The 12,866-nt window shown below is 45.0% G+C and carries 12 protein-coding genes; 6 read left to right on the forward strand and 6 right to left on the reverse strand.

From position 1 onward, the window contains the following. Nucleotide 1: 1 nt before the first annotated feature. Both Q5691_RS11525 and Q5691_RS11530 read right to left on the reverse strand, forming a co-directional pair. A complete protein-coding gene (locus Q5691_RS11525; RefSeq protein ID WP_333344913.1) occupies nt 2-1,069 on the reverse strand; it encodes an FAD-dependent oxidoreductase in 1,068 nt (355 codons plus the stop codon). Nucleotides 1,070-1,133: 64 nt separating this feature from the next. After that, entirely contained in the window at nt 1,134-1,886 is a 753-nt protein-coding gene (locus Q5691_RS11530; protein ID WP_333213704.1) for a methyltransferase domain-containing protein, read from the reverse strand. Between the two features lie 478 nt (nt 1,887-2,364). On the opposite strand from Q5691_RS11530, the gene Q5691_RS11535 reads away from it, so the two are divergent. Then, entirely contained in the window at nt 2,365-3,210 is an 846-nt protein-coding gene (locus tag Q5691_RS11535; protein WP_333213706.1) for a YaaW family protein, read from the forward strand. A gap of 43 nt (nt 3,211-3,253) precedes the next feature. Next, nucleotides 3,254-4,753 carry an O-antigen ligase family protein gene (locus Q5691_RS11540; protein ID WP_333213708.1) on the forward strand — a complete coding sequence of 500 codons (1,500 nt, stop codon included), beginning with the start codon at nt 3,254-3,256 and terminating at the stop codon, nt 4,751-4,753. 167 nt (nt 4,754-4,920) lie between these two features. On the opposite strand, the gene glmS is transcribed toward Q5691_RS11540, so the two are convergent. The 3 genes from glmS to Q5691_RS11555 form a co-directional block, all read right to left on the reverse strand. After that, nucleotides 4,921-6,843: a glutamine--fructose-6-phosphate transaminase (isomerizing) gene (gene glmS / locus Q5691_RS11545; RefSeq protein ID WP_333344916.1), complete on the reverse strand. Its 1,923-nt coding sequence runs from the start codon at nt 6,841-6,843 to the stop codon at nt 4,921-4,923. Between the two features lie 159 nt (nt 6,844-7,002). Further along, nucleotides 7,003-7,248: a photosystem I iron-sulfur center protein PsaC gene (gene psaC, locus Q5691_RS11550; RefSeq protein WP_015175986.1), complete on the reverse strand. Its 246-nt coding sequence runs from the start codon at nt 7,246-7,248 to the stop codon at nt 7,003-7,005. A 269-nt stretch (nt 7,249-7,517) separates the two neighbouring features. Continuing rightward, nucleotides 7,518-8,423: a CoB--CoM heterodisulfide reductase iron-sulfur subunit B family protein gene (locus Q5691_RS11555; RefSeq protein ID WP_333344918.1), complete on the reverse strand. Its 906-nt coding sequence runs from the start codon at nt 8,421-8,423 to the stop codon at nt 7,518-7,520. Between the two features lie 383 nt (nt 8,424-8,806). Here Q5691_RS11555 and acpP point away from each other — a divergent pair, with 383 nt between their 5' ends. The 4 genes from acpP to Q5691_RS11575 all read left to right on the forward strand — a co-directional run bounded on the left by acpP (nt 8,807) and on the right by Q5691_RS11575 (nt 12,606). Then, nucleotides 8,807-9,061 (forward strand): acyl carrier protein, encoded by a 255-nt coding sequence (gene acpP / locus Q5691_RS11560; protein ID WP_333082619.1) that lies wholly within the window; start codon nt 8,807-8,809, stop codon nt 9,059-9,061. A gap of 97 nt (nt 9,062-9,158) precedes the next feature. Then, nucleotides 9,159-10,412 carry a beta-ketoacyl-ACP synthase II gene (gene fabF, locus Q5691_RS11565; RefSeq protein ID WP_333213717.1) on the forward strand — a complete coding sequence of 418 codons (1,254 nt, stop codon included), beginning with the start codon at nt 9,159-9,161 and terminating at the stop codon, nt 10,410-10,412. A gap of 173 nt (nt 10,413-10,585) precedes the next feature. Continuing rightward, the gene (locus tag Q5691_RS11570) at nt 10,586-11,893 is read left to right on the forward strand and encodes an AAA family ATPase (RefSeq protein ID WP_333213718.1); all 1,308 of its coding nucleotides are present in this window, start codon (nt 10,586-10,588) and stop codon (nt 11,891-11,893) included. Next, a complete protein-coding gene (locus Q5691_RS11575) occupies nt 11,881-12,606 on the forward strand; it encodes a DUF4276 family protein (protein WP_333344920.1) in 726 nt (241 codons plus the stop codon). Before Q5691_RS11570 ends, Q5691_RS11575 begins: the two co-directional genes overlap by 13 nt. A gap of 135 nt (nt 12,607-12,741) precedes the next feature. Here the strand turns inward: Q5691_RS11575 and Q5691_RS11580 are convergent. Beyond that, the coding region (locus Q5691_RS11580) for a photosystem II protein D1 (protein WP_333041841.1) at nt 12,742-12,866 on the reverse strand (125 nt) is incomplete at its 5' end.

Genomic DNA, 12,866 nt, shown 5'->3' on the forward strand with positions numbered 1-12,866 from the left:
ATTACCAATTTAGGCTGGAATCTAATGGCAAATTTTGCAACTGAGAATTCACCCAATTAGCCGCCGCCAAACCCGATCGCAAAGCAGCCTCTATTTGACCTTCCCCGCACAAATCCCCCGCACAAACCAGCGGCAAATTCCCCCCAGCAGGCAAACAAGAAACAGGCAAAGGATTTCGACAAAAAGCATAGCGCCAGCGGTGAACCTGCAACCATTCTGGCTCTTTCAGCCAAGGGATTAAATATTCAGAAGTGCGATCGAGCAATTCATGACCGACAGTATCCAAATCAGCAGCTTCTAAATAGCGTTCTGCAAAATTTGCGCTGCTGTGAACCACAAACACCGCTTGCTGGGACTCAAGCCGCTTGCTGCTATCTAAACCAACCCAAGCTAAATCAGAATTATCGGGAAAAGAAACAGATTTCCACTGGGGATTTAGATTACTTAAATCTTGTTGTTTTGTCGCAGAATAGCCAGCCATAACCGTAATGCAAGGGTCGTACTCCACAGAGCGCAATTTGTCAATAAAATCAGATTTTAAACCAATTTCATAATTCAAAAACATTAAAGCTTGAGGAGCAGGAATTGCCACAACCACAGCCTTAGCAATCAATTCTTGAGGTGTCTCTAAATTGCTGTCAGTGACTTCTAGGGAAAGATGCCACATTTGGTTATCTGTAGTAGAAATAGCTTGTAGGCGGCGGCCAAACCAAATCTCTAAATCCTGGGCCAAATACTTACCGATAGCATTCATACCTGCAGGTGCGACATAACAACAACGAGGAATAGTAGAAAGTTTTCCCTGTCTGAATTCCCAGACTGTATCAGTCCAGAGTGTGAGGATGTGGCGATCGACCAAAGCCTCAATTAACCCCTGCACCGCATCCCCCTGCGGTTCCAGATATCGCGCCCCGTGATCGGCCCTAGTACCCTGTACGCGGCGGGTAGCAACACGCCCCCCCGCGCCCCGAGATTTCTCAACAACAGCCACAGAATAACCAGCTTGACGCAACCGTTGAGCGCAACTGAGCCCCGCCATACCCGCACCAATCACCGCAACATCGAACATAATTGGACTTTCAGATACATTACTTACCGGACTTTTTCTAGGAAATAAGCCTTAAGCTGATTTCTTAACTTGCAGTTAATTTGCGATAGCAACGAGCGGTGATTAAATGAGGGTGAAAAACCTCCATATAATTAGACTGAAGTTTACTAAAAAATGTGTTCATCTCTTGCTTATCTTCTAAATGAAAAGGAAATTCTTGATTAAAACCTTTAAAGAAATACCAGTTAAGGATAATCTTCCCTGACGGAGCCAGCATTTGGTGAAAATCCATCAGTTGCTGACTGGGATTGACTAAATGTTCCATCACATCTAAACAAATAATCGTATCGAAAACCTCTGTGGGAGATACTTCCAGACTACAAGAAATTTTCTCACTCAATCCTAACTTAGCAGCTCGGCTTTGAACAAAATTGCAATTTATGGGGTTAAGATCGCAATAGACTACTTGTTCTACTTGAGGACAAAGAGCTGCTGCAATAGCATGAGTGCCAATACCGCCGCCAAAATCTAAAACTCGACCGACAGCCATATCTGATATTAATGTTAAAGTACCTCCTATGTAATCCTGATTGGACATATGCCAAGCTCCGAGGTCAAATAGGTAAGCTTGTCCGACTCCCTCGCGATAAAACTCGCTAGCTTTTTCCCAATCAAAATCCCGATGACCTATTTCTTTTAGGGATTGTTGACCGAGTGCCAACTCTTGTTCAATTGTTTCTAAATCTAAGTTTAAAAAATCCTGTAGATGCTGCTTGAGATTGAAAGTATCTTGCCAATATCCCTGCAAAAAAGACGGTGCGACAGAAGAAGACATCATTTACTTTTTTCTAAAAAACCCAAACTTATTATAGGATTAACTGACATTTTTGAACAGAACTACACTAAATTATTTTTCTTTTGTTTATAGCGAATAAAATAGTGGGGGTTCAGGGCGACGGTTTGACTCCTCAAGCTGCGGGGTTGCAGACGTACCGAGGGTTTCCGGGTTTGCGGTTAGGCATCTAAATTGTATTTTTAGGGCGGGCGGGACACCCCAAACTTGACTCTAAAATTTAGATGCGCGTCCGCTTATCAATGTAGCTGCTGAGGTTATGGCTTCTAGCAGTCGGATATTTTGTGCAAAGCCTGTCGATCGTCCTGCGCCAGGTAGTAGAATAAGGGACAGCACGAATCCATGATTAAGACAAAATAAAAAAAGCCACTGTAGGTAAATACTAAATCCCACTGGTTGTCAATCAGCAGCAATCTAAAATCTAAAATCTAAAATCTAAAATCGAATACGGGAGGGCAAAATTTTGGACGAACTCAGAGTAGCACTCGAATTGACAACAGAAGAAGAATTGCAGCAACTAACAGAACTTCTGTTCAGCCGCAAGTTTAACCCTTTAGATTATGTGCAAACCCCCGCACCGATAGATGTACAAAGTCGCGATCGCGAAGCATGGATCGACGCCGTAGAACAGCGGTTTCGCTATCTTGCAGCGGACGGGTTGACGGTACTCCGAGGGCGAAGCCAACAAGTAACTTACAGACAAGCACTAATTCAAGTTTGTCGCTATCTCAAAATCCCTTATCCCAGACAGTTGTCAACCACCGACTTAGAGGCAGAAGTATTTCTGCACTTAATGGGTCGCGCGTGGAAGCGTTTACCAGCAGACGAACAGCAAGCGCTGACACTGCGCGTACAGCGAGCGATCGTTGATTCTAAACTCTCAGAACCCCTGCCAATTTCTGCTGAAAAAGACCCGCTGGGTTTACTGTTCAAAGGCGGCAGCGCTTTAGCTGTTAGTTCCATCTTAAAACCAATGCTGCTCAAACTAATGGCAAATCAATTTGCGCTGCATTTTGCCACCTATCAAATGGCAAAACAAGGAGTGCTTGCAGGCACTGCAACTGCCGCAACCCAGTTTCAAAATTATGTCGCAATTCAGACGGCGCGGCGTGGTATGGCGGTGAGTGCGGCTCGTTACGGTGCAACGCGGAGTGTATTTTCGTTGGTTGGCCCGGTGATGTGGACTTGGTTTTTAGCGGATTTGGGTTGGCGATCGATTTCCACGAACTACGGTCGCATTATCCCGACTATTTTTGCCCTAGCTCAAATTCGATTAACGCGATCGGAATGCGTTTGGGAACTAGCTTAACGATGGTAAATTGTAGATTTTAGATTTGAGATTGGGAGTGTGGGTGAATATCAAAAATCGCTTGAAATTAGCTGCCAAACAGACAGCCGAAAATCTCAAGTCTCGTCTCCAAAAACATCCAGATCCCCACCTGCAAATCCCTTGGAATTTCGCCCAAGTGGGGATGCTGATTTTTCCCTTAATTCCGATTTTGGGAGCTTTAGGTTTATTCCTGGCATTGGCCGGCACTTGCAAACAAAAGTTCCGTCAAATTAGTCGCCGCCCGTTGAATCGAGGATTCGCAATTCTGAGCGCGCTGCTAGTCATCACAGCCGTTTTTGCCCACAACCGCATCGAGGCTTTTATAGGGTTGTACAATTTCTTGCCGTTTTTTATATTGTTTGCCGCTTTCAGCAGTTTAATTCAAACTTCTGCTCAATTATGGCAATTGTCTTGGATGATTGTAATTAGTTCAATTCCAGTGATAATTTTAGGTCTGGGACAGCAATTTTTAGGCTGGAACGGCATCGATCAATTGCAGCCTGTTTTTGGCTGGGTACTGGCATCCCAAGGCAATCCCCCCGGCCGTATGGCTTCTGTATTTATGTACGCTAATATTTTAGCTTGCTATCTGACAATTGCTTTTATTTTAGCACTGGGACTGTGGATGTCAGAAGTCAGAAGTCAGTTGTCAGTTGGCAGTTGTCAGTTGGCAGTTGTCAGTCATCACCGCTTACCAATACCCAATGCCCAATGCCCAATGCCCAATTCCCAATTCCTATTTTTAAGTTTGGCAGTGATCGGAAATGCTGTTGCTTTGATTTTTACTAATTCTCGCAATGCTTGGGGACTGGCAGTTTTGGCAGTTTTGGCTTTTGCACTTTATGCAGGTTATAAAAAATTATTAGCTGCGGTTTTGAGTGTGGCTAGCACAGTTTTTTTGTCTGCCTTTGGCCCGGAGCCTTTACGGCAGTATTTGCAAAGAATTATCCCGGCTTTTTTCTGGGCGAGACTCACCGACGAGATGTTCCCAAATAGACCGACAGCTACTTTAAGAAAAACTCAGTGGGAATTTGCTTGGTCGATGACTCAGCAGCGTCCTTGGACTGGTTGGGGATTGCGAAATTTTACGCCTCTCTATCAAGCTCAGATGCAAGAATGGCTCGGTCATCCTCACAGTTTGATACTGATGTTGACTGCGGAAACGGGAATACCCGCAACGCTTTTTTTGTTTAGTTTAGTTGGTTGGGTTTTGGCTAGAGGTGTTTTGGTGCTAGCGAATTTGCCGCTTTTTTCTGGGGATATTAAACACGAGCAAATAACAACACAGGAACAAGCGGAAAATGCTTTAGTGATCAATCAACAGTCTATAATTATTAGCAAAAATCAGGTAGTTTGTCAAGATGTAAGAGCAACCGATCGCCTAATTTTTTTCAGTTATTTATTAGCCTTCGCCGCCTGTACGCTTTTTAACACTGTAGATGTGACGCTGTTTGATTTTCGAGTCAATACTACAAGCTGGTTGCTGTTAGCCGCAATTTGCGGAGTCAGCCAGAGGGAATAGGCGATCGGGCATCGGGCATCGGGCATCGGGCATCGGGCATCGGGCATTGGAGTTTGAGTCTGGAAGGTTATTGATAACAAATAACAAATAACCAATAACAACTGCTAACAGCTAACAGTCAACAGTCAACTGTCAACTGTCAACTGCCAACTGGCAACTGAATTCTTTTATTCTACCGTCACAGACTTAGCCAAATTACGTGGCTGATCCACATCCAAACCCCGACGGGCTGCAATGTGATAAGCCAACAATTGCAGCGGAATCACTGTCACAATCGGTGACAACAATTCATCCACCAAAGGCACCGGCAAAATGTGGTCAAAAATATCGGCTTCCGCCGCACCTTGCTTGGGTGTAACGCCAATTAAACGGGCGTCACGCGCCTTCGCTTCCTGAGCGTTGGAAAGCACCTTTTCGTAGACGCTTCCGGGCATGGCGATCGCCACTACAGGCACTTTCGCATCCAAAAGGGCGATCGGGCCGTGTTTCATCTCTCCCGCCGGATATCCTTCGGCGTGAATGTAGCTAATTTCCTTCAGTTTCAGCGCCCCTTCCAAAGCAATCGGAAAGTTAATTCCCCTTCCCAAAAATATAAAATCTTGGGTGTCTGTAAACTGGTGGGACAATTCCTCCACATACTGTTCTTGAATCTCCAAAAACTTCTCAATTTCTGCGGGTAACTGGCGCAAACCCGTAATAATTTCTGCCAATCTCTCCGTGCTGATTGTTTGCCGCTGGTGCGCCAAATCCAAAGCTAAGAAATAGAAGGCCATCAACTGAGTGACAAAAGTTTTAGTGGCAGCAACGCCGATTTCTATACCAGCGTGGGTGTTGATTACCTGTGGCATCATGTGGGCGATAGAACTTTCAGTCCTGTTAGTAATGCCTAACATTCTCGCCCGGAATTTATCAGTAAAACCCGCGCGGCGCTGCTGTTCCATCCCCAAAGCAGCCAGCGTGTCCGCCGTTTCTCCCGACTGAGTTACCCCAATAGTTAAAGTATTTGCTGTCAGCGGTGCCGGTGCGTAGCGGTACTCAGAAGCGTACTGCACCGCAGTCGGAATATTAGCTAATTGTTCCAACAAATATTTGCCAATTAGCGAGGCGTGCCAGCTCGTTCCGCAGGCGAGAATCGAAACTTGTTCGACATCAGCGCAAAGTTCATTGGGCAAGTTGAGGTTGATGGGAGAGCGCGGATTTCCTGGCTGCCAATCGCTGTCTAAGTAAGCCTCTAAACAAGCTCGGACTACGGCTGGCTGTTCGTAAATCTCCTTGTGCATGAAGTGTTTGAAGCCTTGTTTTTCGACTAAAACAGGACTCCAACCAAGGATGCGCGGGCTTTTTTTTAGCCTTTCTCCTGCAAAGCTGTAAACTTCGACTCCCATCGAAGTTAGCCTTGCCAATTCGCCATTTTCCAAGGACAAAACAGTGCGGGTGTGAGATACTAAGGCGGGCGTGTCGGAAGCACAGAAAAATTCGCCAGCACCAAAGCCAATCACCAAAGGAGCTTGCTGTCTGGCGACAATAATTTCCTCTGGAAAATCTGCACAAATAACGGCGATTGCAAAAGCTCCTTCTAATTTATTTACCGCCTTTAAAACCGTTTCCAAGAACGATAAATCAGCAATTTTCTCTGTTTTTTTATTTTTTTGTTCTTCTTTCTCCCTTCTTGCTTCTTTCAGGAATTCAGCTATTAAATGAGGAATAACTTCTGTATCGGTATCGGAGACAAATTTATGTCCCTTTGCTTTCAATTCTTCCCGCAACTCGCGATAATTTTCGACAATTCCATTTTGAACTACCGCAATTCGCCCGCTATTATCTAGGTGAGGGTGAGCGTTATATTCCTCTGGTTTGCCGTGAGTTGCCCAGCGGGTGTGTCCGATGCCGATGGGAGCCAGAGAGTCTATCTCTGCTAACTTTTCCCGGAGGTTGTGCAATTTGCCCTTGGCTCGGATGCAGGTAATTTCTCCTTCGGAGATGGTAGCGAGGCCCGCTGAATCGTAGCCCCGGTATTCTAGTTTCTCTAATCCTGCTAGCAAAATCTCGCTTGCTGCTTGCGTGCCGATATAGCCAACGATTCCGCACATTTAACGTACTACTCCTGCTTAGCGATCGCAATAAAACTCAAGTTTTATCATTTTTACCTTCTTCCGGCCCCAGAATGCAGATTCCGCGACAAAAAAGAGGGGGCAATTTAATCGCCCCCTCTTTTGTACCCGTAATTCGATCGGTGTGTCGATCGATATTTAGTAGGCTAGACCCATACTGCGAGTAGTTTCTGCTCCCAGGTAAACCCGGATGCTCAGAAAATCGGTGGGGCAAGCAGTTTCGCACCGCTTGCAGCCTACACAGTCTTCGGTGCGGGGAGATGAGGCAATCTGAGCTGCTTTGCAGCCATCCCAGGGCACCATCTCCAAAACGTCAGTCGGACAAGCGCGGACGCATTGAGTGCAGCCGATGCAAGTATCGTAAATTTTGACTGAATGAGACATTGAATAAAGGCTCCCAACGAGTCACTAAAAATTTGCTGCCTCTGCGAGTGAACAGATTTGACGGCGAAGTGCCACCGCTATAGCCTGCACAGAGAATTAAAGGTTAGTCTACCGCAGTGCCTGGAAGCACTTCGCGAAAAAGCGACAAAACTTCACAGTTATTCACGCGGAGAGTCTTATCAAAGTAGGTTCCTACTGAGCAAGTCTGTGGTTAGAGGGGAGTTATCAAGGACGGACTTCTTTACTACAAATCTGTGCAAATAGATCGACTAAAAGCCTAATTTTTCTAACACGGGCTTAGTTGACACAATATGTCGATCGAGTCCTAGTTTTTTCGGCTCCACACCCAAAGCCAAAGCCACCAATTGCGACAAATGCAACACGGGCAAACCCAACTTGCGCCCTATTACTTTTTCCACCTCCGGCTGTCGCGAATCCAAATTCAAGTGACAAAGCGGACAAGGCGTTACCATACAATCAGCGCCATTGTCAAGAGCATCTTGAATATGTTTGCCTGCCATCTGAAAAGATTGGTTAGTGGCATAACTCGCCAAGGGCCAGCCGCAGCACTGCGTCCGCCCTCGATAGTAAACCGGAGTTGCCCCGATCGCCCGAAACACATTTTCCATCGATTCCGGTTGGTGCGGGTCATCGTAAAGCAGCTTATCCTGAGCTCGCAGCAGATAGCACCCGTAAAAAGACGCGCACTTCAAACCCGAAAGCTTGCGGGTGACTCGCTTCTGCACCTCCTCTAGGCCGTAATCTGCAACGATCGCCCATAACAGATGTTTCACCTCGGTACTGCCTTGATAAGGCGAACAGCCTTGTTTTTCCAGTAAACCGTTGACTTTTTCTATGTAGTTGGGATCGGTTTTCTGGCAATCCTTGAGGCGATCGTCCACATGACCGATTACCCCTTGACAAGTGCTGCAATGCGTGAGTAAAGGCAGATTAAGTTGCTCTGCCAAAGCAATATTGCGGGCGTTGACAGTATCTTCGAGTAACTGCGAATCTTCCTTGAAAGTGCCAGAACCGCAGCAGGAAGCTTTCTTTAGTTCCACCAGTTCAATACCCAAGGCTTGAGTCAGTGCTTGGGTAGACAGGTAAAGTTCGCGGGCGGCCCCTTGGGCGACACAACCGGGAAAGTAAGCATATTTGAGATTTGGGGATGGCATAATCGTTTCTGCTGGGGACACAAGGTTCGGGAAAAGAAACTTGAGCGATCGAAGTCGGGAGGCTTCCTGCTTAGTTTTCCCTCTTTATAATTAACCGATCACCGCCTAGCTAAGAGCCAATTGTCAGCTTTTCTCAAGCATTTTGAGTTGATGACTGACGCACCATCGACCAAAAATCCGCTTCCTCAACGTTATCAGGTGGCTAAACGAGATGATTGATTTTGGGCTATTGGGTTTTTTTGCCTGAGTCCTAGAGTTGCTGCGATCGTCCGTGTCCCAATTGTCCCTGGCCCGTGTCACTTAGAAAAGCGGCCAGCCTTTGTCCTGCAGATCCCCCTTTCGGATAAGATTAGATACGCAGCAACCAATGAGGACACGATGTTATGAGCCAAGACGACATTTTTGCTAGAGTCCAGAAAATTGTGAAAGAGCAACTGGAAGTCGAGCTGAGCGAAGTCAAGCCGGAAGCCAACTTTGCTAATGATTTAGGAGCAGATTCCTTAGATACAGTAGAGCTGGTAATGGCCTTGGAAGAAGAGTTTGATATTGAAATTCCCGACGAAGCAGCCGAAGGAATTACTACGGTTCAAGCTTGTGTAGATTACATCAGCAGCCAACTTGCAGCTCCAAAAGCATAAAATACCTGTCTTTTCCCCTAAGAGGAGAGAAGTTATAAAACTGGAAACTCCTCTTTAGTTCTGCGTTCTGGGTGTTTAATTTTTTGAAACTGAAATCATGACAAATTTAGAGCGTAAGCGCGTTGTTATCACGGGTCTAGGCGCGATTACACCGATCGGCAATACCTTGTCCGAATATTGGGACGGGTTGCTTGCCGGGAAGAATGGTATAGGCCCGATCACCTTATTCGACCCGTCGCGGCACGACTGCCGCTTTGCCGCAGAGGTGAAGGGTTACGACCCACACGACTATTTAGAGCGCAAGGAAGCAAAGCGGATGGATCGCTTTGCTCAATTTGGGGTGTCAGCGAGCAAACAAGCTGTTGCTGATGCAAAGTTGGAGATTAATGACCTGAACGCAGAACAGGTGGGTGTCATTCTTGGCACTGGCATTGGTGGCTTAAAGGTTTTGGAAGATCAGCAAGAGATCTATCTGACTCGCGGCCCAGATCGGTGCAGCCCGTTTATGATTCCCATGATGATTGCGAATATGGCCGCGGGCCTGACGGCGATTCAAACGGGTGCTAAGGGGCCAAACTCTTGCACGGTGACGGCCTGCGCTGCCGGGTCAAATGCCGTGGGCGATGCGTTTCGCTTAGTTCAGGCGGGTTACGCCCAAGCCATGATTTGTGGCGGTACAGAAGCTGCGGTGACACCTTTGTGCGTGGCGGGTTTTGCTGCGGCGAGGGCGCTTTCGACTCGCAATGATGACCCGACTCATGCTTGCCGTCCGTTCGATCGCGATCGTGATGGTTTTGTCGTCGGCGAAGGTGCTGGCATTCTAATTCTAGAAGAAATGGAACACGCTCTGGCGCGTGGCGCGAAGATTTACGCAGAAATCGTCGGCTACGGTTTAACTTGCGATGCCTATCACATGACTTCTCCGGTACCGGGGGGAGAGGGTGCGTCGCGGGCAATGGCTTTAGCGCTCAAGGATGGGGGTTTGACGCCGGATATGGTGAGCTATATCAACGCTCACGGCACAAGCACGCTTCCCAACGATTCTACGGAAACGAAAGCGATTAAAAAGACTTTGGGAGACCATGCTTACAAAGTAGCAATTAGTTCTACCAAGTCAATGACCGGCCATCTTTTGGGCGGTTCTGGGGGAATTGAGGCGGTGGCGACGGTAATGTCGATCGCCAATGACAAAATCCCGCCAACAATTAATCTGGAAAATCCCGATCCTGAGTGCGATTTGGACTATGTTCCTCATACAAGTCGCGATCTAAAAGTTGATGTGGCGCTGTCGAATTCTTTTGGATTTGGCGGCCACAACGTCACACTGGCATTCAAGAAGTTTGTTCGGTAACGGCTAATCCAAAATCGAGAGTTAAAAGGTGAAAAATTAATTTTTCACCTTTTAATTTTTAGATAAATTTTAGATTTGGCGATCGGCTATTAGCTGTAGGTGCAAATTTTAAATTATTGTAGGGTAGGCATCTTGCCTACCCTAACTTTCTGAAGTATAACCGGAGCGATCGTATGAATCAACCAATTATTCGATTTTTGACAACAAAGAATTATAAAAATCTGCACTTAGATCCATCTGTAAATTTAAACAACCTTAATATATTTATCGGCTCAAACGGTTCAGGCAAAAGCAATTTCATCAGTTGTTTAAAATTTTTAAAAGATTGCCTAATAGCTATTCCTGACGCAAATCGGGACGTGAGTAGTTTTGAGGATGCTATTTCTAAAATTGGTGGTGGTAGAATTTTAGATGTCAATGTTGAAAGTCCAGCCAAGGTCAGTATAGCTTGTTGTTTTTCGCAAATTAACCACACTGGTAATCTTCAAAAAGACAGCGCAATTCTTGATTTCAAACTTTATACCGATAGACAAAAAGTAAGGGCGAGCATCTCTGAAGAATATCTATATGGCGGAGAAGATTTGCAGGAAACTTCCAGCAGGCAACCTTTCTATTACTATAAATTGCATAACAGAGAATTAGGGCAAGGAGTTTTATCTGTTTACAAGTCTCTCGGTCAAGAGCCAACTCAGTTTGAACCTTTAGATAACATTCCTACCAATTCCTTTGGTTTATTGACAATTCCGACACTGCTTGAAAATAGTCTATTACCACCAGAAACTACACCTATTTACAAAATTAGAAGAGAATTAATTGAATTTATTTCAAAATGGCAATTTTATAATGCCAATAACATGAATTTGAATTCAATTAGAACCGCCGAACCTAAAATAGGTGGAAGTGATATTTACTTATCTGCATCGGGAGATAATCTGCCTTTAGTATTGTACAATTTAAACCAAAAATCTATCAATTTTGAAGATAGCATTAACGAGGCAATGAAGTCCATCCTGCCAAAAACTCGTCGCCTTAGAGCTTTACCTTCTGGTCGCCTATCTCTCACTGTAGAATGGTATTTTGAAGGTATTGATGATGAAGCATTCTACCTAAATGAAATGTCGGATGGAACTGTCAGGATGCTTTGTTGGGCAACTATATTACATTCTCCACTTCTTCCTTCTTTGATAGTCATTGATGAACCTGAATTAGGATTGCACGTCTCGTGGATGCCAATTTTAGCTGAGTGGATTAAAAAAGCTGCCACCAGAACTCAGATAATTATTACCACGCATAGTCCCGACCTTTTAGATCACTTTACCGATCGTTTAGAGAATGTTCTTTGTTTTTATCCCGAAAACAGAACGTATTTCTCAGTCAAATCTCTTTCAAAAGAACTGCTGAAGCCAAAACTTGAAGAGGGATGGCAATTGGGCGACTTATACCGTGTTGGTGATCCAAGTATTGGAGGATGGCCGTGGTAGTGTGGGTTTTCTCTGGTGGCGGTGAGGTTGAGGTTAGAGGATTCTTTCCTTTTTTAGAAAAAACTTTTCCGGGCTGTAGATTTGAACGAAAAACACCAGTTCGCCAAAAACCCGGCCCTAAAGCTAATAGAGCAGGTAGTTATGGAAGAACAGGTCAAAGCTTAATCGAGCAAATAAAGCAAGAATTACCGATCGCCTTAAAAGCGGAAGCAAATAAATGCGACTTGATTTTAGTTTTTGACGATTTGGATTGCCGCGATTCTCAGACACAAAAATCAAAAATATTGGCAGAGTTATCAAAAATACCCGAATGTGCTGACATCGAAAAATTTGTTGGGTTTGCCGCGCCGGAAATCGAAGCTTGGATTATTGCTGATTGGAATAATTCAATAGCTAAACATTCAGATTTTCGTCGAGGCAAAAGACATGAACGGATGCGTTGGTGGCTAAGTACACAAAGAAAAGTTTCTTTTGAGAATCCAGAAGCATTTAGTGAATACGATGCTGAAAAAGATTGCTGTCGAGAAAAAATATCAGAATATTTAATTGAGTCAAGTGTTCAAGATGAACTCGATCGCGATAAAGCACGCTTTTCTAAAGGAAATCATACTCCTTTGCTATTGAGGGAAATCGATCCAAATGAAGTCCAGAAAAAATGTCCCTTATTTCGCGAACTTTATAACTATCTCAATAATTTTTGTCGTTGTCCATAAAGGGTCAGATAAAAATTTATTTAGGTAAACTGTAAGCCAACTTTTGCCAAGCATTAGTAGTGCTAAATTAGATTTTCCCCAAACAAAAAGCGCCCCTATTTCTAGGAGCGCTTTTTGTTAATCTCAAGTTAAAAATTAACCGTTTATAGAAGGAGCAACCAAAGCTACGGGAGTTGTTTCACCAGCAGCCAAATCAAGCGGGAAGTTGTGAGCATTGCGCTCGTGCATTACTTCCATACCCAAGTTAGCGCGGTTGATCA

It is taken from the genome of Microcoleus sp. w1-18aA5 (genome assembly GCF_036701705.1).
In the GTDB taxonomy this organism is placed as follows: domain Bacteria; phylum Cyanobacteriota; class Cyanobacteriia; order Cyanobacteriales; family Microcoleaceae; genus Microcoleus.

Excerpts from the sequence above, each read along its gene's own strand:
- Q5691_RS11525 (WP_333344913.1), bottom strand. The coding sequence starts at position 1,069 with ATGTTCGATGTTGCGGTGATTGGTGCGGGTATGGCGGGGCTCAGTTGC.
- Q5691_RS11530 (WP_333213704.1), bottom strand. The coding sequence starts at position 1,886 with ATGATGTCTTCTTCTGTCGCACCGTCTTTTTTGCAGGGATATTGGCAA.
- glmS (WP_333344916.1), bottom strand. The coding sequence starts at position 6,843 with ATGTGCGGAATCGTTGGCTATATCGGCACGCAAGCAGCAAGCGAGATT.
- psaC (WP_015175986.1), bottom strand. The coding sequence starts at position 7,248 with ATGTCTCATTCAGTCAAAATTTACGATACTTGCATCGGCTGCACTCAA.
- Q5691_RS11555 (WP_333344918.1), bottom strand. The coding sequence starts at position 8,423 with ATGCCATCCCCAAATCTCAAATATGCTTACTTTCCCGGTTGTGTCGCC.
- acpP (WP_333082619.1), top strand. The coding sequence starts at position 8,807 with ATGAGCCAAGACGACATTTTTGCTAGAGTCCAGAAAATTGTGAAAGAG.
- fabF (WP_333213717.1), top strand. The coding sequence starts at position 9,159 with ATGACAAATTTAGAGCGTAAGCGCGTTGTTATCACGGGTCTAGGCGCG.
- Q5691_RS11570 (WP_333213718.1), top strand. The coding sequence starts at position 10,586 with ATGAATCAACCAATTATTCGATTTTTGACAACAAAGAATTATAAAAAT.
- Q5691_RS11575 (WP_333344920.1), top strand. The coding sequence starts at position 11,881 with ATGGCCGTGGTAGTGTGGGTTTTCTCTGGTGGCGGTGAGGTTGAGGTT.